General features: G+C 58.0%; 23 protein-coding genes. 17 read left to right on the forward strand and 6 right to left on the reverse strand.

Features of this window, described 5'->3' with window-relative positions; genetic code table 11:
• From VXJ35_RS05000 to msrB, 5 genes are all read right to left on the reverse strand, one after another.
• The gene (locus VXJ35_RS05000; RefSeq protein ID WP_064020720.1) at positions 1-2,127 is read right to left on the reverse strand and encodes a TonB-dependent siderophore receptor; all 2,127 of its coding nucleotides are present in this window, start codon (positions 2,125-2,127) and stop codon (positions 1-3) included.
• Positions 2,128-2,135: 8 nt separating this feature from the next.
• A complete protein-coding gene (locus tag VXJ35_RS05005) occupies positions 2,136-4,496 on the reverse strand; it encodes an EAL domain-containing protein (protein WP_064020721.1) in 2,361 nt (786 codons plus the stop codon).
• A complete protein-coding gene (locus VXJ35_RS05010) occupies positions 4,489-5,034 on the reverse strand; it encodes a YfiR family protein (RefSeq protein ID WP_231914849.1) in 546 nt (181 codons plus the stop codon). The genes VXJ35_RS05005 and VXJ35_RS05010 overlap by 8 nt, the downstream gene beginning before the upstream one ends.
• Positions 5,035-5,116: 82 nt before the next feature.
• A complete protein-coding gene (locus VXJ35_RS05015; protein WP_064020723.1) occupies positions 5,117-6,418 on the reverse strand; it encodes a M18 family aminopeptidase in 1,302 nt (433 codons plus the stop codon).
• A complete protein-coding gene (gene msrB / locus VXJ35_RS05020; RefSeq protein WP_054759412.1) occupies positions 6,415-6,810 on the reverse strand; it encodes a peptide-methionine (R)-S-oxide reductase MsrB in 396 nt (131 codons plus the stop codon). The genes VXJ35_RS05015 and msrB overlap by 4 nt, the downstream gene beginning before the upstream one ends.
• Positions 6,811-7,010: 200 nt before the next feature.
• Here msrB and VXJ35_RS05025 point away from each other — a divergent pair, with 200 nt between their 5' ends.
• The 4 genes from VXJ35_RS05025 to VXJ35_RS05040 all read left to right on the forward strand — a co-directional run bounded on the left by VXJ35_RS05025 (position 7,011) and on the right by VXJ35_RS05040 (position 9,697).
• Positions 7,011-8,288, forward strand: coding sequence for an NAD(P)/FAD-dependent oxidoreductase (locus VXJ35_RS05025; RefSeq protein WP_064020724.1), 1,278 nt, complete (start codon positions 7,011-7,013; stop codon positions 8,286-8,288).
• A 9-nt stretch (positions 8,289-8,297) separates the two neighbouring features.
• On the forward strand, positions 8,298-8,498 hold the full coding sequence (locus VXJ35_RS05030) for a DUF2892 domain-containing protein (RefSeq protein WP_054759414.1): 201 nt from the start codon (positions 8,298-8,300) through the stop codon (positions 8,496-8,498).
• Positions 8,499-8,688: 190 nt separating this feature from the next.
• On the forward strand, positions 8,689-9,159 hold the full coding sequence (locus VXJ35_RS05035) for an Hsp20 family protein (protein WP_054759439.1): 471 nt from the start codon (positions 8,689-8,691) through the stop codon (positions 9,157-9,159).
• Positions 9,160-9,169: 10 nt separating this feature from the next.
• Positions 9,170-9,697 carry a phosphate-starvation-inducible PsiE family protein gene (locus tag VXJ35_RS05040; RefSeq protein ID WP_082880802.1) on the forward strand — a complete coding sequence of 176 codons (528 nt, stop codon included), beginning with the start codon at positions 9,170-9,172 and terminating at the stop codon, positions 9,695-9,697.
• A gap of 3 nt (positions 9,698-9,700) precedes the next feature.
• On the opposite strand, the gene VXJ35_RS05045 is transcribed toward VXJ35_RS05040, so the two are convergent.
• On the reverse strand, positions 9,701-10,555 hold the full coding sequence (locus tag VXJ35_RS05045; RefSeq protein ID WP_064020725.1) for an ion transporter: 855 nt from the start codon (positions 10,553-10,555) through the stop codon (positions 9,701-9,703).
• A 192-nt stretch (positions 10,556-10,747) separates the two neighbouring features.
• Here VXJ35_RS05045 and nifE point away from each other — a divergent pair, with 192 nt between their 5' ends.
• From nifE to VXJ35_RS05110, 13 genes are all read left to right on the forward strand, one after another.
• A complete protein-coding gene (nifE, locus tag VXJ35_RS05050; RefSeq protein ID WP_064020726.1) occupies positions 10,748-12,220 on the forward strand; it encodes a nitrogenase iron-molybdenum cofactor biosynthesis protein NifE in 1,473 nt (490 codons plus the stop codon).
• A gap of 14 nt (positions 12,221-12,234) precedes the next feature.
• Positions 12,235-13,632, forward strand: coding sequence for a nitrogenase iron-molybdenum cofactor biosynthesis protein NifN (nifN, locus tag VXJ35_RS05055; RefSeq protein ID WP_064020727.1), 1,398 nt, complete (start codon positions 12,235-12,237; stop codon positions 13,630-13,632).
• Positions 13,633-13,676: 44 nt separating this feature from the next.
• Complete coding sequence (gene nifX / locus VXJ35_RS05060) at positions 13,677-14,108, forward strand: nitrogen fixation protein NifX (protein WP_082880803.1); 432 nt, start codon at positions 13,677-13,679, stop codon at positions 14,106-14,108.
• Between the two features lie 545 nt (positions 14,109-14,653).
• Positions 14,654-15,127: a NifX-associated nitrogen fixation protein gene (locus VXJ35_RS05065; protein ID WP_064020729.1), complete on the forward strand. Its 474-nt coding sequence runs from the start codon at positions 14,654-14,656 to the stop codon at positions 15,125-15,127.
• A gap of 8 nt (positions 15,128-15,135) precedes the next feature.
• Complete coding sequence (locus VXJ35_RS05070) at positions 15,136-15,351, forward strand: CCE_0567 family metalloprotein (RefSeq protein ID WP_054759422.1); 216 nt, start codon at positions 15,136-15,138, stop codon at positions 15,349-15,351.
• A gap of 8 nt (positions 15,352-15,359) precedes the next feature.
• Positions 15,360-15,671, forward strand: a complete 312-nt coding sequence (fdxB, locus tag VXJ35_RS05075; protein ID WP_064020730.1) for a ferredoxin III, nif-specific — start codon at positions 15,360-15,362, stop codon at positions 15,669-15,671.
• Between the two features lie 815 nt (positions 15,672-16,486).
• On the forward strand, positions 16,487-16,810 hold the full coding sequence (locus VXJ35_RS05080) for a ferredoxin (RefSeq protein WP_064020731.1): 324 nt from the start codon (positions 16,487-16,489) through the stop codon (positions 16,808-16,810).
• A 3-nt stretch (positions 16,811-16,813) separates the two neighbouring features.
• Complete coding sequence (locus VXJ35_RS05085; RefSeq protein ID WP_064020732.1) at positions 16,814-17,320, forward strand: hypothetical protein; 507 nt, start codon at positions 16,814-16,816, stop codon at positions 17,318-17,320.
• Positions 17,317-17,694, forward strand: coding sequence for a hypothetical protein (locus tag VXJ35_RS05090; protein ID WP_064020733.1), 378 nt, complete (start codon positions 17,317-17,319; stop codon positions 17,692-17,694). The genes VXJ35_RS05085 and VXJ35_RS05090 overlap by 4 nt, the downstream gene beginning before the upstream one ends.
• 9 nt (positions 17,695-17,703) lie before the next feature.
• On the forward strand, positions 17,704-18,666 hold the full coding sequence (locus VXJ35_RS05095) for a DUF364 domain-containing protein (RefSeq protein WP_054759428.1): 963 nt from the start codon (positions 17,704-17,706) through the stop codon (positions 18,664-18,666).
• A gap of 3 nt (positions 18,667-18,669) precedes the next feature.
• A complete protein-coding gene (locus VXJ35_RS05100) occupies positions 18,670-19,119 on the forward strand; it encodes a hypothetical protein (RefSeq protein ID WP_064020734.1) in 450 nt (149 codons plus the stop codon).
• Between the two features lies 1 nt (position 19,120).
• Positions 19,121-20,389, forward strand: a complete 1,269-nt coding sequence (locus VXJ35_RS05105; RefSeq protein WP_082880805.1) for a (Fe-S)-binding protein — start codon at positions 19,121-19,123, stop codon at positions 20,387-20,389.
• Between the two features lie 96 nt (positions 20,390-20,485).
• Positions 20,486-21,499 (forward strand): tryptophan--tRNA ligase, encoded by a 1,014-nt coding sequence (locus tag VXJ35_RS05110; RefSeq protein ID WP_064020735.1) that lies wholly within the window; start codon positions 20,486-20,488, stop codon positions 21,497-21,499.
• The last annotated feature ends 12 nt before the right edge of the window (positions 21,500-21,511 follow it).

Below are 21,511 nucleotides of genomic sequence, written 5' to 3' on the forward strand. Positions count from 1 at the left end.
TCAGTAGTGTAAACCCACTTCGAAGTAAAACATCTGGCCGCTGATCGGCAGATTGTAAGGATAGCTAGCCGTGGCCGGTTCCGTACCGCGAGCATCCAGCAAATTGCGGGCAGAAGCCGTCAAATCCAGATAACCCATCAATTTTTTCGCGTTCAGCGTCAGATCTACCGTTTCGTAATCTTTTAATTGTCTGCTGTCGCCGGGATTGCTCAGCCGGTGGCCGATCCAGTTGATTTGGGTTTGGATTTGCCATTTGGGCAGGAAATTCCAAGCCAGGGCCGAATACACATGGTGTTCGGGAACATTGCTGACCCGGGTGTGGGTCGCTTCGTTGCGGGCAAATTGCCAGGCATAATTGCCGCGCAAATTCCAATCCGGTAGAAACTTCCAATCCCATTCGAACTCGCTGCCGTAACCGTCCTGACCGGGCGTGTTCTGTTCCGTCAGGGTTGTGGACGAGGCAATCGGACCGCTGATCAGATCGTGAATTTCGTAATGGTATAAATTCAACGCGGTTCTGAGCGTTTTGCTCGGATGGTAGTCGAAGGCCAGCTCGGTGGTGGCGATGGTTTCCGGACTCAAACTCGGATTGCCCAGAAATAGCGTGCTGTTTTGTTGGTATTGCTCCAAAAAGCTCGGAGCGCGGTAAGCTTGGCCGTAAAGCAATTTGCCGGTGAAATGTTCGTTGACGTCCCAAACCAGTGCCGCCCGCGGGTTTAGTGTGCTGCCGAAGTCGGAATAGTGGTCGAAACGCAAGCCGGTCGTCAAATGCCAATCCGGGGCGAATTGCCATTCGTCTTGAAATGCCGCCGACCAGATGTCGCGGTGGTGGTCGTCCAGGAACGTGAAGGGCGTATCGGTCAGATTTTGCAGCGGGCCGCCGAGATTGGCGATGCCGACCCCGTAGTTACGGGCTTCCCGGGTGTTGAGTTCCTCGTAACGGAAGCCGGTGATCATCCTGATGATATGGTTGGAGAACCCTTTGTAAATACTGGTCAGTTCGAAACTGGGTACTGTGTTTTTGAAGCCGGCGACGAAACGTAAACCGTTAGGAAACGGCACGAAGGCATTGATCAATCCCGGTTGGCCGGTGACGTTGCCGCTGGCGTCCAGTGGCAGTATCGATCCCGGCGGAAAGCCGTAAATGTCGGCCGCAACGTCGGTGTGCAAGAAGCTGGCGTGGGCTTGCAATTCCCAATCCTGCAAATCGTCCTCCGTCGAATAACGGATGTCGGCCAGATAATTGCTGCCGTTGCCTTTGCCGCGGTTGTCCAAAGCGCCGAAAGCGCCCGACCTAAAGCTGTAGTCGGATTCGTTAAAAGCCCAGAATCCCAAGTCCCAATGTTTGCGTTGCAGATTCAGATGGCCGTTCCAGCGTTCGTTTTGGGTTTGCATCGGCCCCGGCGCCAGCGACGCGCGCGTCGCCAACAGTTGGTCGATCTGGCTTTGCGCGTCGGCCTTGATGATCCAGTCGGGATCGGCGCCGTTGTGGCTGTATTGCAGACTGCCGGCTACGTCCCAGCCTTGCCATTTGCCGCCGTATTGGCCCCAGGCGCTTTTGGTATCGGCATTGCCGCCGCGCGCGCCGACGTTAAGCCCGTCGATATCGGCCGCTTTCTTGGTGACGATGTTGATCACGCCGGCAAAGGCGTCGGCGCCGTACAGCGCGGACCCCGGCCCGCGAATTACTTCGACGCGCTGGATGTTTTCCACCGGCATAATCATGCCGGCCATGTGCGTGCCCTGGTAAGGTACCGAAAAGCGGGTGCCGTTGATCATCAACAACACTTCGGAATTGGTTTCGTTGCGGATGCCGCGCATCGTATAACTGTAATCGTTGGTTACCGGCTGGATCGTGACATGCATGCCGGGCACGGTTTCCAGCACCTCGTGTAACTCGGTGGCGCCCATTGCCGCGATTTGCTCGGCGGTGATGACGCTGGTGACGGCTGCGGATTGAGCGATGGGTTTGGCGGTGCCGGAGGCGATTGCAACCGAGATATTGGCCAGCTCCGCCGGCGACATATCCAGCAATTCGTTCAGGCTTTGTTCGGCGTGCGCCGCTTGGCCGATCAGCGTCAGCCATAAACCCGGTTGGAACAGTCGTTTCTTCAAAGCTCCCGGCATAAGTAATCTCATAGTTCCCGTAAAGGCACCGGCTTGGCGATGCCGTAACCTTGCGCGTAATTTACGCCCAGGGTTTGCAGTAAATCAAAGATAGACTTGTTTTCGACAAATTCGGCAATTGTTTTCTTGCCCATCACGTGGGCGACTTCGTTGATCGACTTCACCATCGTCAGATCCACCCGGTCTTCCAGGATGTCTTTGACGAACAAACCGTCGATTTTTAGATAATCGACCGGCAGGTTTTTCAAATAAGCGAACGAGGATAAGCCGCTGCCGAAATCGTCCAGCGAAAACGAACACCCCTTGCCGCGCAGCGACTCCATGAACTGGCGGGCGTAAGACAGGTTGCTGATCGCTGCGGTCTCGGTGACCTCGAAGCAGATTTTCTCGGTCGGGATCCGCCATTTCTGGAATTGTTCGCCGATGAAACTCAGCATGGATTGGTCCGACAGAGACAGGCCCGACAGATTGACCGAACACATTTCCAGGCGACGCAGCAAATCGGGCGTGGTAGCCAAATACTCGAATAGCGTGGCGATGACCCAGCGGTCCAGCGGCGGCGCCATGTTGTAGCGTTCCGCAGCCGGTAAAAACGCGCCCGGCGGGATGATTTTGCCCTGGTCGTCGCGGTAGCGGATCAGGGTCTCGAAATGCAAGGCCTCGTGGTTATGGGTCAGCGGCACGATCAACTGGCCGAACAACTGGAAGCGGTTTTGTTCGATGCCCAGCCGAATTTTTTCCACCCACTGCATTTCGCCCTGGCGCAAGGTCAATTCCTCGTCGTCCGGGCTGAATACGTGCACCCGGTTGCGGCCCTTCTCTTTCGCGGCATAGCAGGCGGCGTCGGCCTCTTTCAGCACGTCGACTGCGTTGCCGCTGGAGCGGTTGATCGGCGCCACGCCGATGCTGACGCCGATGCTGAAACTGCGGCTTTCCCAGGCGAACTGGAAGTCGCAAATCGCATTGCGCAATTTTTCGCCGGTGACCACGGCCTGCTCCAGCGAGCAATAGGACATCAGGATGCCGAACTCGTCGCCGCCCAGCCGCGCCAAAATATCCATTTTCCGCACCTGTTGCCGCAACACCTCGCCGAGTTGCCGCAGCAGTTCGTCGCCGGCCAAATGGCCGCAGGTATCGTTGACGATCTTGAATTGGTCCAAGTCCAGGTAACACAGCACATGGCTGCTGTCGTCGGTTTGCGCCTGCAACACCAGGTTCTGGATATGGATATCGAATTGGCGGCGGTTGACCAGCCCGGTCAATTCGTCGTGGCTGGCCTGGTAGGCGATTTTTTCCGACAGCCGCCGGGTTTCGGTGATGTCTTCGCAGACCAGCAGCAAATGCGGCAAATTGTTTTCGTCCTTGACCAAGCGCGCGGTTTCCCTGACCCAAATCGTATTGCCGTTGCGGCAGACGATGCGGCTTTCCAGCTTGTGCACCTGTTCCGGATGGTTGCGGCAAATTTGCAGAAATTGGTTGCAATTGCCGATGTCCTCCGGATGGGCGAAGTTGAAAATCGAACAACCCTGCAATTCTTCGACGCCCAGCCCCAATTGGCGGGCGCCGAAGCGGTTTACCGAGATAATCTGCCCGTCCATGTCCAGGTTGAACACCATGGTCGGGTTGTTGTCGTAGAGCGCCTGGTAGTTGTTCTTGACGCTGACCAGCGCTTTGTTTTGGGTTTCTACCGTGTCGAGCATGTCGTTGAAGGCATCGACCAGGATGCCCATTTCGTCGCTGCTATGCTTCTCGGCTCGCAACGAATAATCGTGGCCGCGGCTGACTTTTTGCGCCGTGTGCGCCAATTGGGCGATCGGTTTGGCGACCCGGTTCAGCAGCGGCGCCGTCAGCAGAAAGGTAATGAACAGCGCGACGAACAGCACCAGCAGCACCACGCCGACGAACTTCAATTCCCGCCAGAACGCGGTGCTCAAATCGGAGCACAAATACACCGCGCCGATGATCTCGTCGTCCACCAGCATCGGTTGGTAAACGTATAACGACAGTTGGTCGAAGTGGGTGCGCAGGCCTTGCAGGCTGACGGGGCAATCGGCCGTCGGTTTGTCCAGCGCGGTAAACAACGCGCCCTGTTTGTCGTAAACGCAGGCACTGCGCAGATCGGGCAGATTGGCCAACGATGCCAGGTTTTCCCTGGCTAGATTGGCGTCGTCGAACATCACTGCCGCGATACTGCGGTTGGCGATCAGGCCGGCGACCGCGAGCAGGTCGTCCTGCGCCTTGCGCTTGACGTCGCTGATGTTGATCGTGACCAGAATCAGCAAAGCCAGCAGCATCGAAAACAGGCTGGACGTGATTGCTATGGTGAACAGCTTGGACTTGATCGACAGCCGGGCGAAGAACTTACTCAACTTCGCCCCCTTCGACCAGCGTGGCGACTTCGATCAGTTTGGCACTGACGCTCAGGCCGTTTTTTTTCAACGCCTTCAGATTGATGTGCAATTTGACTTTAGCGTCGTCCAGCACAAAGCCGATCATGCCGCCGGATTCGGCAAAAAACGGTTGGCTGCTGACGGTCAGTGCGGCTTTCAACGAGCCCACCGTCAATACGCCGGCCATGGCTTGCTCGGGGCGCTGGTCCGGATTGTCGAAGTAGGCGATGTCGCAATCGCGGGCCTGCTTGGCCGAATCGTAGCGGATCAGCTTGATCGGCTTGTCCTGGACGGTTTTAGTCTCCAGCGGATCGAGCAAGTGGCCGAACGGGTCGTTGCCGATAATGCAGATATTGAAGGTTGGGCTGGTTTTGGCCGGCCAGGTAATGAATTTGGTGAAATTGTATAGGTAAGCCGCTTTGACCTTGTATTCCAATTCGTTGTCTTCGGCCTGGGCTTTGGGGAGGCTGCACCAGCATAAGACTGTCCAGCCGAAGGCGACGCAAATGCGCCGCAACGGCCGTGCCTCAGTAAAAGAAAAAACGGAAACCAAGTTATTGCCTGCCGGAAAAAATCATCAGGCAAGAATAGTTGAAAAATCACTGGCTGCAGAAAAAAGCCCGCAGCGCCCGGATCATATAACCGTGGTCCAAAACGCCGGCGCTTTCGCGGAGGCTGTGCATGGCCCACATCGGCGAACCGACATCCACGCTACGTACGCCCAGTTTGGCCGACGCGATCGGGCCTATCGTGCTGCCGCAGGGCAGGTCGCCGCGGTGAGCGTACTTCTGGTAGGGCACGTCGGCGTCGCGGCAGAAGCGGATGAATTCCGCCTCGGATAGGCATTCCGAGGCATAGCGGTGGTTAACGTTAATCTTGATGGCCGGGCCCTGGTTGACGATCACTTTGTGGCCGGGTTCGTACGCGCCGGGAAAGCCGGGCTGGTAGCCATGCGCCATATCGGCACTAACCATAAAGCTGTGGGCCAAGGCTCGGCGATAACCGTCGGCCCGGTCGCAGCAGCAGGCGGCGATGCGTTCCAGCACGTCCGGCAAAAAGCTGCCGGCCGCGCCTTTGCAGCTTTCGCTGCCGATTTCTTCGTGGTCGAAAAAGGCGCAGACCAGCGTGTTGCCGCTGTTCAGTACCGCGTTATCCAGCATCGCGCTTAAGCCGGCGTGGCAGGACGCCAGGTTATCCAATTGGCTGTCGGCGTAGAACAAGCCGTCGTTGCCCCAGAATGCGCCTTTTTGGGTGTCGTAGACGTTCAATTCCCAACTCAACAGACTGTCGGCCTCGATGCCGGCGGTAGCGGCCAGCAACTGGCGAAAATAGTCGGCGGGCAGTTGTTCGGCGGCGCTGGCCATGATCAAGGCCAGTTCGGTTTGCTTTTGCAATTTCAGGCCGTCTTCGTTGACGCCGCGGTTCATGTGAATCGCCAGATTGGGCAAACGCAGCAGGGCTTGGTCGAAGCGCAGTAACCGGCTGCCGACGCTGCCGTCCGCTTGGCTAAACGCGATGCGGCCGGCCAGGCTTAGATCGCGGTCGGTGAAGGTTGCCAGAATCGGCCCGCCGTAGATTTCGACCGCTAAGCGTTGAATTTTGTCCGATTCCAATACCGGCTGCGGTTTGACCCGCAATCCGGGCGAGTCGGTGTGGGCGCCGAGCAATTTGAAACCCTTGGCCGCCAGGTCCGTTCGGCCCAGCACGAAAGCCGCAATCGACGAATCGTCGCGGATCACGTAATAGCGGCCGCCGGCGGCCAGGGTCCAGGCGTCGCCCTCGTGCAGGCGCTGGAACTGAAACGCCTGTAGACGTTGTTCGATGCTGGCCACCGCATGCCACGGGCTGGGGCTGGCATCGATGAAGTCGAGTAAATCCTGTACTTGCCGGTGGGCGCTCATGTCTTCTTGTCCAGGGTTAACGCTACCGAATTGATGCAATAGCGCAATCCGGTCGGTAGCGGGCCGTCCTCGAACACGTGGCCGAGATGGGCGCCGCAGGAATGGCAGGTCACTTCGGTGCGGCGCATGCCGTGGCTGGTATCGAGATGTTCGTCCAGGCTCTCGGCGTGCAACGGGTTCCAAAAGCTGGGCCAGCCGCAGCCGGAATGGAATTTGTGTTCGGAATCGAACAAGGCCTCACCGCAACAGACGCAGCGGTAGATGCCGGCTTCCTCGCAATCGGTGTATTTGCCGGTGAACGGCGGTTCGGTGCCTTTTTCGCGGCAGACGCGGTATTGCTCCGGCGTCAGTTTTTCGCGCCAAAATTTTTCCGGATCGTTCGAGTCGGTCATGGTGGCTATCCTTATCAACGGGGTCGGCGGCCATTGTACCCAGTCTCAACGGCTTGCTGAAGCCGCGAGGAATATTTCGGTTGATTATGTTAGAGAATTCTAATATTCTTTGGCCACATGGTTTTGCGGCGTAGAACTACAATAATTCGATAAATAAACCGCAATTTCGTGTCTATCTGAATATCAGCGAGGAGAATGTCATGGCAAGAATCGTAGTGTTGGGTGCAGGCATCGGTGGTGTACCGATGGCTTACGAAATGAAGGAAACGGTTGGCAAGGAGCACGAAGTGGTGGTGATTTCCGATTCGCCGACTTTCCATTTCGTGCCGTCCAATCCTTGGGTGCCGCCGAAATGGCGCAAACCGGAAGATTTGAAAATCGAACTGGCGCCGGTGATGGCAAAAAAAGGCATCACCTTCATCCAAAAGGCCGCTACCAAGGTCGATCCGCTAAACAATAAAGTCGATCTGGCCGACGGCAGTGCCGTGGAATACGACTATCTGGTCATCGCTACCGGTCCGCGTTTGGCCTTCGACGAAGTACCGGGCCTGGGCCCCCACGGCGGCCACACATCTTCGGTTTGCCACGTCGACCACGCCGCATTGGCAGCCGAAGACTGGGACCGCTTCATGGCCGATCCCGGCCCGATCGTGATCGGTGCGGTGCAAGGCGCTTCCTGCTTCGGTCCGGCCTACGAATACATGATGATCATCGAAACCGAATTGCGGAAACGCAAAATCCGCGACAAGGTACCGATGACTTTCGTCACTTCCGAGCCTTATATCGGCCATCTGGGTCTGGGCGGCGTCGGCGACACCAAAGGCTTGTTGGAAAGCGCGTTGCGCGACAAGACCATCAAATGGATCACCAATGCCAAGGTCGACAAGATCGAAGCCGGCATGATGTATATCACCGAAGTCGACGACGACGGCAACGAAAAGAAGAAGCACGAGCTGCCGTTCAAGCATTCGATGATGCTGCCGGCCTTTACCGGCGTCGATGCGGTGCGCAATAGCGGCGCGGAAGGCCTGACCAATCCGCGCGGCTTCGTCATCGTCGACGAACACCAGCGCAATCCGACCTATAAAAACATTTATTCGGTCGGCGTCTGCGTAGCCTTGCCGCCGGTGGAAAAAACCCCGGTGCCGGTCGGTACCCCGAAAACCGGTTACATGATCGAATCGATGGTGACCGCGACCGCCCACAACATCCGCGACGAACTGGCCGGCAAGCCACCGTCCGACAAGCCGAGCTTGAGCGCGCTGTGTCTGGCAGATCTGGGCGATACCGGCGTGGCATTCTTGGCGGTGCCGCAGATACCGCCGCGCAATACCACCTGGTCGCAACACGGCAAATGGGTGCATCTGGCCAAAATCGCGTTCGAAAAATACTTCATGCGCAAAGTCAGAAAAGGTATCAGCGAGCCGTTCTACGAACGGATGATGCTGAAATTCATGGGCGTCGTGCGCCTGAAATAGGAGCTGCTTATGTCTATCGATCGGATGGTGATGGCGTTTGCCGGCTCGTTTATTCTGGCTAGCCTGGCATTGGCGCATTGGCATTCGCCAAATTGGTTGTGGTTTACCGCCTTCGTCGGCGCCAATTTATTGCAAGCCTCGTTTACCGGCTTTTGCCCGTTGGCGATTATCCTGAAAAAGCTTGGCGTAAAACCCGGCTGCGCGTTTTAGTTTGTTCCCTCTAGCCTAACCGCCGCGGGTTTGGCGGTTAGGTCTTTTTGCCGTTTCCCGCCCGAAAAAAATTCGGCGCCAGCGCTCTTGAAGTTTCTCTCATAGCCCCTAAATTCTCGGTGTCCGGGCCGGACGGCTCGGTAAAAACCAGTGTTTTCAAATGCATATCTTGAATTGGGGGGAAAATGCCATGAGAGTCGAATATACGCCGATTTACCGTCCCAACCTGGGTTTGGCGCCATGGGCCGCAATGCTGGACGGGATTTTGCAAAGCGATCGGCCCAATCACGATTATCCGGCCTTCGATATCGAAGCGGTCGGCGACAACCAATTTACCATCAGTTTGGCGGTGCCTGGGTTCAGTCCGGAGCAGTTGCTGATAGAAACCGAAAACAACGTACTGACCGTCAAAGGCGAGAAACCGCAAGACGCCGGCAAGCGCCGCTTTCTGCACCAAGGCATTGTCAGCCGCAATTTCGAACGCCGTTTCAATCTGGCCGAACATACCGAAGTATGCGGCGCCCACTACCGCGACGGTTTGCTGACCGTAAGTCTGGTAAAACGCGTGCCGGAGGCGATGAAACCGCGCCGCATCGAAATCGACAACGTCGGCCAGGTGCTGAACCCGGCCCCGGCGCAAGCCACCTTGCCGATCGCTTAATCCGCGGCCGATGAATACAGAGGTTGCCGAATCCGCTACCGGCGGGCGTAGCCAACGTCCGCCGGACGGCGCCGATGCCAGGCCGTCCCTGCCGGCGGCCTGGCCGCACGAAGAATGGAAACTGCTGTCGTTTTACGAAAAATTCGAGCAGTGCGTGGCGCTGGTGCTGGTGGCGCTGATTTCGCTGGTGATCGTCAGCGCGTTGTACCGTTTGGCGCTCAAAGTATTGGCGACCTTGCTCGAAGCCGCCGACCCCACCGACCCCGGCGTGTTCCAAGCCTTGTTCGGCATGATCATGACCTTGCTGATCGCTATGGAATTCAAGCACTCGATCTTGCGCGTCGTCGCTCGCCGCGACAGCATCATTCAGGTCAAAACGGTGATTCTGATCGCGATCCTGGCGATCAGCCGCAAATTCATCGTGCTCGATACCAAGCACTTGGTGGCCGCCGACATTGCCGCCTTATCCGGCGCGTTGTTGGCGTTGGGCTGCGTCTACTGGCTGATGCGCGAGCGCGACGACCGGGTTCAGCGTTGACGGTCAAGCGCCGATCCGCTCGCCGCAGTACTTGCAATGCGCCGCGTCGAAATCGTGTCCGACCGCACCGCAGTTGGCGCAGGCCCGATTGTCCAGGCCGCGGTTGTTGTGGCTGTTGATCAATTCGGCGCTGTAAATGCCGGTCGGCACGGCGATGATGCCGTAACCCATGATCATGATGGTGGACGCGATCAACTGCCCCAAAGCCGTTTTCGGGGCAATGTCGCCGTAACCGACGGTGGTGATCGTGACGATGGCCCAATACACCGCTTTCGGAATACTGGTAAAGCCGGCTTGCGGGCCTTCCACCACATACATCAGCGCGCCGAAAACCACGACCAGCGTCAACACCGCATACAGAAATACCGTGATTTTACGAAAGCTATTGGCCAAGGCGACGGTCAGGACATTGGCTTCGTCCAGATATTGGGAGAGCTTCAGAATCCGGAAAATCCGCAACAGCCGCAATATCCGCAGCGTTAGCATGTAGCCGGTGCCCGGCAGCAGCAAGCCCAGATAAGCCGGCAGAATCGAAAGCAAGTCGATGATGCCGAAAAAGCTGCGGATATACAGCCAGGGTCGGCGCACGCAGACCAACCGCAGCAGGTATTCCAGCGTGAACAACGCCGTGAACGCCCACTCCGCCCGAAACAGCACGTCCGCGTAACGCTGTTGGATATGTGCCACGCTGTCCAGCATCACCACGCCGATGCTGAGCAGGATGGCGACGATCAACAGAATGTCGAAAGTCCGGCCGGCAGCGGTTTCCGAGCCGAAAATGATTTGGTTCAACGCCTCCCGCCACGGCGACAGGGTTTGGCCTTGGTTATAGCGGTGCGGTTTGCGGTTCGGTCTCATCGGCAGAGTGCAGGATGGTTAGGCTATGGGCGCAAGTATAAGCCCGGCGAAAGCGGACGCCACTTTGTCTGGTCGCGTTTGCCGATTGTCGGGTTTGCTACAAAAAAAATCCAGACAAGCCTTTGAAAAATATGGATTTGGTAGTTGGCACACCGGTTGCAAAAGGTTTTACAAAAAACTTGGGGTTGTGCCATGAAATCGACCAAAGACATTGCCGAAATGCTGGACGAACCGGCTTGCGAGCATAACAAGAAGGAAAAATCCGGCTGCGCCAAACCCAAACCCGGCTCGGCCGCCGGCGGTTGTGCCTTCGACGGCGCCCAAATCGCATTGTTACCGATTGCCGACGTCGCCCATATCGTGCACGGCCCGATCGCTTGTGCCGGCAGCTCCTGGGACAACCGCGGCACCCGCTCGTCCGGGCCGGGCCTGTACCGGATCGGCATGACCACCGACCTGACCGAGCAGGACATCGTCATGGGCCGCTCGGAAAAACGCCTGTTCCATGCCATAAAGCAAGCGGTAGAAAGCTTTAACCCGCCGGCGGTATTCATCTATAACACCTGCGTGCCGGCCCTGGTCGGCGACGACATCAACGCCACCTGCAAAGAAGCCAGCGAGCGTTGGGGCGTGCCGGTGGTGCCGATCGACGCGGCCGGCTTTTACGGCACCAAAAACCTGGGTAACCGTATCGCCGCCGATGCGATGATCAAATACGTGGTCGGGACTCGCGACCCCGATCCGTTGCCGCCGGCAGCGATAGCAGCGGAAAAAGCCGGCATCAAAATCCACGACGTCAACTTGGTCGGCGAATACAACATTGCCGGCGAGTTCTGGCACGTGTTGCCGCTGCTCGACGAAATGGGCTTGCGCGTCTTGTGTACCCTGTCCGGCGACGCCCGCTTCCGCGAAGTGCAAACCATGCACAAGGCCGAAGTCAATATGATGGTCTGCTCCAAAGCCATGATCAACGTGGCGCGCAAACTGGAGCAGCAATACCAAATTCCCTGGTTCGAGGGCAGTTTCTACGGCATTACCGACACCAGCCAAGCCTTGCGCGATTTCGCCCGCATCATAGCCGATCCGGATTTGACCGCCCGCACCGAATCCATCATCGCCCGCGAGGAAAATCGGATCCGCGCAGCCTTGGCGCCGTGGCGCGAACGCCTGAAAGGCAAGCGGGTATTGCTGTTTACCGGCGGCGTCAAAAGCTGGTCGGTAATTTCGGCGCTGCAAGACTTGGGCATGGTCGTCGTCGCCACCGGCACCAAAAAATCGACCGAAGAAGACAAAGCCCGGATTCGAGAATTGATGGGCGAAGACACGCTGATGATCGAAGACGGCAGCCCGAAGGCGTTGTTAAAAGTCGTGCGCGACTACAAAGCCGACATTCTGATCGCCGGCGGCCGCAATATGTATACCGCGTTGAAGGCGCGCATCCCATTCCTGGACATCAACCAGGAGCGCGAATTCGGTTACGAAGGCTACCAAGGCATGCTGGAACTGGTCCGGCAATTGGCGCTGACCCTGGAAAGCCCGGTCTGGGAAGCGGTTCGGGCGCCGGCGCCGTGGCGGGCCTCGAAATCCGTAGGGTACGCATCGCTTACCGAATTGGCTGAGGTACGCGATGCGTACCCTACAGCGTCCGAATCCGTCGCTGCTTAGCCGGGTACTTCGCCATGGCCGAAATCCTGAAACGCAATAAAGCCCTGTCGGTAAGTCCTTTAAAAGCCAGCCAACCCACCGGCGGCTCGTTGGCTTGCCTGGGTTTCGATAGGGCAATCCCGATGCTGCACGGCTCGCAAGGCTGCACCGCGTTTGCCAAAGTGTTTTTCGTGCGCCACTTCCGCGAACCGATTCCGTTGCAAACCACGGCGATGGACCAGGCCAGTTCGGTACTCGGCGCCGACGAGAACGTGATCGAGGGCATCAAAATCATCGCCGAGAAGTCCAATCCGGCCTTGATTGCAGTATTGACCACCGGCCTGGCCGAAACCCAGGGCTGCGACGTGCAGCGCAACTTGCGCGAGTTCCGCGCTAAATATCCCGAATACGACCATGTTGCGGTCGTGGTGGTCAATACGCCGGATTTTACCGGATGCGTCGAAACCGGCTATGCGGCGACGCTGACCGAAATCGTGCGCAGTCTGGTACCGGATGCCGAGCAGGCCGGCACCAAGCCCGGTAACCGCCAGCGCCAGGTCAACGTGCTGGCCAGCCCGATGTTGACGCCGGGCGATTTGGAGGCCTTGCGCGATCTGATCGAGCAATTCAATTTGCGGCCGGTGCTGGTGCCGGACATCTCCGATTCGCTGGACGGCAGTTTGACCGACGACGATTTTTCGCCGGTGACGATAGGCGGTACCCCGGTGTCGGAACTGAAAACGCTGGGCGAGGCCCGCGCCACGCTGGTGGTCGGCGCGTCGCTGCGCAAAGCCGGCGAGCTGTTGCAGGAAAAAACCGGCGTGCCCAGCCATTTCTTCGACCATCTGTACGGTTTGCAAGCCAACGATGCCTTGATTTGCGCGCTGGCCGACATCAGCGAAATGCCGGTGCCGGGCAAGATCGAACGCCAACGGGCGCAATTGCAGGACGCGATGCTGGATACTCATTTCATGCTCGGCCAATTGCGGGTGGCGATAGCCGGCGATCCCGATCAACTGAACGCGTTGGCGCATCTGGTAACCGGCATGGGCGCCGAGGTGGTTGCCGCCGTGGCCGCCGCTAATGCGCCGGTACTGGCAACGATGCCGGTGGCCAGCGTCAAAATTGGCGACCTCGAAGATTTGGAAAACCTAGCCCGCGAACACAAGGCGCAACTGCTGATCGGCAACTCGCATGCGGTCGCCAGCGCCGAGCGTTTGGGCATTCCGATTCTGCGGGTCGGCTTTCCGTTATACGACATCATCGGCGGCTACCAGAAAACCTGGATCGGCTACCGCGGTTCTCGCCAAACCCTGTTCGATCTGGCCAATCTGGTCATCAATTTCGCGCACGAAGAAATCGAGCCTTACTTTTCGCCGTACGCGCAGAAGCCGGAATCCGAACGCCAAGCTTGTTCGCCGTCATGTCATTAGCACGCCGCATGCAGGTCTTGCATGCCCCAGAACAGAGGATGCCTATGGAAACCGCGATAAAAGTCGCTTTTGCCACCACCGACATGGTGCACGTCAACCAGCATTTCGGTTCCGCCAAATCGTTCGCGGTCTATGCCGTCGACCCGGAACAGTCGGAAATGCTGGAAGCCGCCCAGTTCGGCGAACTGGCGCAAGACGGCAACGAGGACAAATTGTCGGTGAAGATTCAGTTGTTGGAAGGTTGCGCGGCGGTCTACTGCCAAGCCATCGGCGCCTCGGCCATCAAGCAGATCGTCGCCCAGGGCATCCAGCCGATCAAGGTCCAGGAAGGCGCCACGATCAAGGATTTGATCGGCGACTTGCAGCACGAAATGAAAGCCGGTCCCTCGACCTGGCTGGCCAAGGCCATCAACCAGCATAAAGGGCCGAATCCGGACCGGTTCAATGCGATGGAGGATGAGGGCTGGGATGAATAGAGCAATACCCGTTTGCTTATATGTAGTTTGGGTATTGAGCATGTCCAGAGCGTGCTTGTGCTTCGACAAGTTCAGCACTAACGGTCCAAATACCTAAAGGCCGGATCAATAAATAGTGCAGTGGGTGTTGAGAATTCGGGAGGGTTTTAGTCCCGTATGCCGCGCCGAGCACCGGAAGGTTTGAGGCGTAGGGTGGGCACGGTTTTTGTGCCCACACCGAAAACAGGTTTTGTGTCGCTATCGCGACGGATTAGTTAGACGTCGGGTCTCGGCCCGACAGCCGAGATACTTTTCTTTGCTTGTCCAAAGAAAAGTATCCAAAAGAAAAGACACCCGGATGCCGCTTTTTCCCTGCGCTCCGTTGCGTTTATCGAGGGTCGGCAGAAGGGGCTTCCCAGCCCCTCCGCCGCCGCGCCGCATCCTTGCGGCGCCCCTGCGGGCGGTTCTCGATAAACGCAACGGTGCTCGGCGCGGCATACGGGAAAGGGCTTGGCTATAGCAGAAGCCGTTGAATCGATTTGATACTTCAAAATAGGAGAACCACCATGTCCCAACCCGCACTTGTCGTCGAAGCCGGCGATCCCTTGATGACTTCGGACATCGTCGTCGAAATGCTGAAGCAGCTTCGGGCGATGGATACCTACGATACCTACGAAGGCTGGTCCGAGGAAAAAATCATCGACCCTTTGATTATGACCAAGGAACGTAAACGCGAGATTCCTATCGTCGGCGACCCTGACGAAATCACGCTGGCTCGGGTCAAGGCCTACTACAACGCCATTGCGTCGCTGGTGGAAAAACGCACCGGTTTGATGGCGGTGCCGGTGATCAATATCACCCACGAAGGTTTCGGCCGGGCGCTGGTGCTGGTCGGCAAATTGATTGCGGTCGATAAAGTGCTGCGCGACGTGCACCGCTTCGGTTTCGGCAGTTTGGAAGAATTGAACGAGAAGACCGAAAAGATTCTGGACAAAGCCGTGAGCTTGATCGAGCAATATAGAGAAGTGGCCGAAGCTTGAGGTGAATTATGAGCGACGAAGACATTAAAGCCTTGGAAAAAGAAGTGAAGAAAACCAAACGCCTGGCCAACGAGGCGGCGTCGGTGCTGCACGACCTGATCGAAGACCGGTTGCCGGATGCCTACGGCGAACTGATGGGCGTGGCGCAAGCCACTTACGATGCCTGCAAGGCCTGGGACGAAGCCAACAAGAAATTCTTGGCGGCCAGCACCACTTCAGCCTAGGAGGAACGATGAGCGAATTTGTAACCGGCGTAACCTTCGGCGGCAGCGTCTGGACGCCGTCTTACGTGACCGACATTAACCAGCGCGCTTGTATCGGCTGCGGCCGTTGCTTCAAAGTTTGCCCGCGGGACGTGTTCGATCTGGTCGAAAAAGACGAGGCGCTGGCCGACGCGGCCGACGACGATTACGAGGATTTCGAGGACGACGACAACAGTATGGTGATGAGCCTGAAAAACGCGGCCGACTGCATCGGTTGCGAGGCCTGCTCCAAAGTTTGTCCGAAGGATTGTTTTACGCATCAGCATAAGGCTGCGGCTTGATTACTTGATTTGAGCGTAGGGTGGGCACGGTTTTTGTGCCCACGCGGTGATGAGGGTGATGTGTCGCTGGCGCGACGGTTGTTTTGTATGTCGGTTCTCGGACCGACAACCGCGATACTTTTCTTTGCTTGTCCAAAGAAAAGTATCCAAAAGAAACGACACCCCGATGCCGCTTTGATCCTGCGCCCCGCAGCGTTTATCGAGGGTCGGCAGAAGGGGCTTCCCAGCCCCTCCGCCGACGTGCGGCATCCTTGCCACACCCCTTCGGGCTGTTCTCGATAAACGCTCCGGTGCTTGGCGCGGCATAGGGGGATTTGTCTACTATGCAGGATTGAACGAAGCATGGGATGTTGCCGACTATAGGCCGCGCAGCGTTCGCGACCGATGCGCTTCACTGCGTTCAGCACATCCTACATTTTGATTTTTTGGTTGGACAGCTTAGCGGCTGATGGTTTTTGTCCCGTATGCCGCGCCGAGCACCGGAGCTTTTGAACGGACAAATCGGCAGGATGGCCGATTTGCATGCGTAGCACCCGAAGGGCGAGGTACATGGATGTACCCGAGTGAGCAGCCCGTAGGGGCGATGCAGGGATGCATCGCGTTGCCGAAGGGGCAGGAAGCCCCTTTCGGCAACCCCGTTCAAAAGCGAGGAGCGCAGGGAATAAGCGGCATCCGGGGCGCCTTTTCTTTGGATACTTTCTTTTGGCGACGCAAAAGAAAGTATCTCGGCTGTCGGGCCGAGACCCGACACCAAAAAAATCTGTCGCGATAGCGACACCTAATTATTTAAAGCAGACTAGATAAGGAATCTCACTATGCCACGCCCCGAAAAACACGTATTCGTCTGTACTCAAGCCCGTCCGCAAGGCCATCCGCGCGGGTCCTGCTCGGCCAGCGGTTGTGCCGAGGTGATGAATGAGTTCATGAACCAAATCCAGGCTCGGAATTTGTTCGAGAAAATCGGTTTGACCAATACCGGTTGTATGGGGCCGTGCACGCTCGGCCCGAGCGTGCTGGTTTACCCGGAAGGGGTCATGTACGGCAAAGTCACCAAAGACGATGTCAAAACCATCATCGAGCAGCATTTGTTGGGCGGTGCGCCGGTCGAGGCTTTGCAAGTCCCGGCAGAGGTTTGGTAAGCCATGGCCGGAGTGTCGTTTCTGGAAGAGCGGGTGCTGTTCAGCCCGGACGTGCCCGAGGCGGTGAACAAGCTGCTGCAAATGGCGGTGGCGGCCAGCCATGCCGATAAAGCGCTGGCGGAGAAATACTTCCAGCAGGCGCAACAGCTCGATCCGGCCTGCCTGCAGACCTATTTTGCGCTGTACAAGTTTTATTTCTACCAGGGCCGTTTGGCCGAAGCCGAGCGCGAAGCCCTGGCGGCACTGGCGGAATCGGCGCGGCAAGGCGGCTTTCCGGCCGATTACCGGCAATTGGCGGCCGAAGCCGGGCAATGGGATATGTATGCCAGCGACGTCTGCCTGTTTTACCTGTACAGCTTGAAAGCCCTGGGTTTCATCCGCTTGCGCCGGCAGCTGGAAGACGAGGCCCGGTTGGTGTTAGCCGTGCTGCGGCAACTGGACCCGCTGGATCGCTCCGGCGGCTCGGTGATCATGCATTTGGCCGAAGTGTTGGCCGAGGAGGCGGCATGAGCGACGAATTGCAGCAACACCTGGAAGCCAAACGCGGCTTCGGTAAGGCAGTGTGCCAGCGCATGACCGAAAACATCGTCAAGCTGGGTTTTCCGTTGCAGACCGATTTGAGTTTGCCCGATTTCGACGCCGCGGTGTTCAGTCTGGTCACCGATCCGTTTACCCAGAGCCGGGATCTGGTCGGTTACTGGTACAACGCCGGCAAACAACGTATCGGCCAGATCAAATTCCACGGCGACGGCAGTTTTTATGCCGAATACGATGTGGTCAAGCCGCATCCGACCAAGAAGCGCTGGTTCGTCGAGGCGATCAATGCCTGGGGTCGGCAGGACGACATCAAAACCGAAGCAAAATTGTTGGACACGCCGCAATAAGGAGGCGCGATGGCTAATCCCAAACGCTTGTACGAATTGCTGTTGGATTATTGCAGCAGCGATGCCGTGGTGGACAATCTGATGATAGGTCTGGTGTGGACCGTATGCCAGAGCCAGGGCAAGGCCACGGCCGGGCTGGCGATGAGTCCGGGGCATGCCACCCGCACCTTAGCTTGGTCCGGGAGTTTGGTCGGCAAGCCGGTTACCGATTTGGCGGCCTGGATTACCGAATGGGACCCGTTCAAGGCCACCGTGGCGATGGCGGCGATCAACAGTTGCATCAACGCCCGGCCGTTGCCGGAATCGCTGGCGTTGGATTGCCACGACGAACACGCCAATCTGGCGGTGTTCGATTATTTTCTGCCGCAGTTACAGGGCAAGCATGTGGTCGTGATCGGCCGTTATCCCGGTATCGAACGCTACCAGGACAAAATGTTGTTGACGGTGTTGGAACGGCAACCGACGGCCGCCGATCTGCCGGACTCGGCCTGCGAGTTCTTGCTGCCGCAGGCCGATTGGGTATTTCTGACCGGCAGCAGCATCACCAACAAGACCTTTCCGCGCCTGACCGAATTGGCCGCGCATGCGACCACGGTTTTGATGGGGCCGACCGTACCCTGGCTGCCGCAACTGCACGAGTTCGGCATCGATTATCTGGCCGGGGTCGAAGTCGTCGATCCGCAAGCGCTTTACCACACCGCGGCCCAGGGCGGCGGGGTGCGGATTTTCAACAACGGCCTGCGCTACCGGATTGCCGAGTTGGCGCCGCAACGCAGCATCAGTTGGTTGAAGCAGCAGATCGCCGATTGCTTTGCCGAAAAATCGCAACTGACGCTGGCGATGGAGCAATGGTACGGCGCCGGCAACAAAGCCCGCTTCCCGCAATATTCGTTGCTCGACCAATTGAACAGCCGGCTGTCGCGGCTGGACACCAGTTTTAAATCGTTGTGGGACAACTATGCCGCCGGATAACGCATGAGCCCGGCCATACCGGCAGAATTCGACCGGCACCGGCTGCTGCTGTTGTACAAAGGCGATATCAGCGCGTTGACCTTGTTCGCCCAGCAAGCCAACGGCAGCGTCTGCTTTCCGCAGCCGTTGCCGGCCTTATCCGCGGCGCTGGACGACGATAGCGGCGCAGCGGCCACGTTGACCATTCATCCGGCGACGCTGGTCAAGGCGATCACCAAACTTATGGGCTTCGAGGCCGATTTGTTGCAGGCCGAGGCCGGTTACCGGCAGGCGGTCGACACGCCGGGCGGCATCGTCACCGTCTACATCGCCCGGTTTAAGCTGCTCGATCCGCCGCACCGGCTGCTGCAAAGCCTGGATTGCCGGCTGCGCACCTTGCCCGAGCTGCGCGGCCGGCCGCCGGCCGAGATGGATTTGTTGCGCCGCGCCTACGAAACGATGATGGAGGGTTAGCGTGTTCGATTACATGGACTTCGGCCTCGACGCCGGCGATAACGGCGGCGCATCGTATCCGGCCAGCGACGGCCCCTATATTCCGGAAGCCCAGGATTGCATGCGCTGCGGCATGTGCGTGAGCGGCTGCCCGACTTACCGTTTGTTTCAAACCGACGCCGAAACCCCGCGGCAGAGGATTCGCAGCATCGAAAAAGTGCTGCGGGATGAGGCGATTAGCGATGACGAACGCGGACATCTGGATAACTGCCTGCAATGCCGGGCCTGCGAAACGGTGTGTCCGAGTCGGATGAAATATGGCGAACTGTTCGATTTGGCGCGGCACAAACTAATGCAATTGCAGCCGCCGTCCTGGCTTACCGGATTGGCGCTGCGTCTGATCGAACATAAAAACTGGCGGCGCAGCTTGTTGCCGTTGGTTTCCTTGTATTTGCGTTCGGGTCTGCAAAAGCCGTTGCGGGCTAGCGGCCTGTTGCAAAAACTGAATCTGGCGGCCGCCGAGCGCCTCGTCTGCGAGCCGGCGCTTGGCGGTTTAGCCGGTGTTTTTCCGGTGGGCAAGCGCGCCCGCCAGCGCGGGCGCGTGGCGCTGTTCACCGGCTGTCTGGCCGAACATTTCGACCGTGCCACCATGAAGGCGGCAATCAAATTGCTGAATGCCATCGGCTACGAGGTGGTGGTGCCGGAAGGGCAGGGCTGCTGCGGCGCGATCCATCAACATAACGGCCGCTCCGCCGCAGCTCTGCTCGAAAACAATATCGCCGCGTTTTATGCGCTGGAAGTCGAAGCGGTGGTCTATCTGGCCAGCGGGTGCGGGGCGATGTTGAGCGAAGCCGAAGGCGCCGACAGCGAGACTTCCGGCTGGTTCCGCCGCAGTCTATGCGACATCAACGAGTTCTTGCTGGAGCACTGGCCGGAGCAGTTGCAACCGGCGGCATCGAATCTGAATATCGCCGTGCAGGAACCCTGCAGCCAACGGAACGTGCTGAAAAACGCCAAGGCGGTTTACGCCCTGTTGGCGAAAATTCCGGGCGTGAATATCGAAGCGCTGCCAGACAACCAGACCTGCTGCGGCGCCGGCGGCAGCTATATGCTGAGCCATCCCGAGAACGCCCAGCAATTTAAAACGCTGAAACGCCAGGCCATCGCCGGTTGCGGCGCCGACATCGCCGTCAGCGCCAATTTCGGTTGCGCATTTTTTCTGAACGCCGAGCGCGGCGAAACCGACCGCAAACTGATGCATCCGATCCGGCTGCTGGCCGACCGTATCTGACCGAGCCCGCCGCTGCCGGCGGCGCCGAGCCTGACTATCCCCGGCGATTTGTGTAAAATCGCGCCACTTTTCAATTTAGATAGCGCAGGCAGCAGCATGACTAAATCCATCGTTCTTACCGGCATCACCACCACCGGTACGCCACATTTGGGCAATTACGCCGGAGCCATTCGGCCGGCGATCAAGGCCAGCAAGGACGAGCAGGTCCGGCCGTTTTATTTTCTGGCCGATTACCATGCGCTGATCAAATGCAGCGAGCCGGCCCGGGTCAAGCAATCCAGCCTGGAGATTGCCGCGACTTGGCTGGCGCTGGGGCTGGATACCTCGAATGCGGTGTTCTACCGCCAATCCGACGTGCCGGAAATTCTGGAACTGACCTGGATGTTGACCTGCGTCACCGCCAAGGGCTTGATGAATCGGGCGCACGCCTACAAAGCCGCGGTTGCGGAAAACGAGGAAGCCGGCGGTAGCGATCCGGACAAAGGCGTCACGATGGGTTTATTCAGCTACCCGATCCTGATGGCTGCCGATATCTTGATGTTCAACGCCAACAAGGTGCCGGTCGGCAAGGACCAAATCCAGCACATCGAAATGGCCCGCGATATCGCCGCCCGTTTCAACCATATCTACGGCGAGCATTTCGTCCTGCCGGAAGCGGTACTGGAAGAAAATGCCGCGACCTTGCTGGGTCTGGATGGCCGCAAAATGAGCAAAAGCTACAACAACACCATCCCGTTGTTCGAGCCGGAAAAGAAGCTGCGCAAATTGATCAACAAGATCAAAACCAATTCGCTGGAACCGGGCGAACCGAAAGACCCGGAAGGCTGCACGCTGTTCGGTATCTACCAGGCATTCGCCAACCACCACGAAGTCGAGGCGATTCGCCAGCGTTATGCGGAAGGCATCGGTTGGGGCGAGATGAAACAGGTGTTGTTCGAAAAAATCAACGACGAAATCGCCCCGGCGCGCGAGCGTTACGAAGCGCTGCTGGCGTCGCCTGAGCACATCGAACAGCAATTGCAGGAAGGCGCCGAAAAAGCCCGCGCCATCAGCCGGCCGTTCATCGAACAACTGCGGGCAGCGGTCGGCATCGCCAAGTTGGCCGGTTAAGCGCCGCGCCGG

This window comes from Methylomonas sp. DH-1, from assembly GCF_046097555.1.
Taxonomy (GTDB): Bacteria; Pseudomonadota; Gammaproteobacteria; order Methylococcales; family Methylomonadaceae; genus Methylomonas; species Methylomonas koyamae.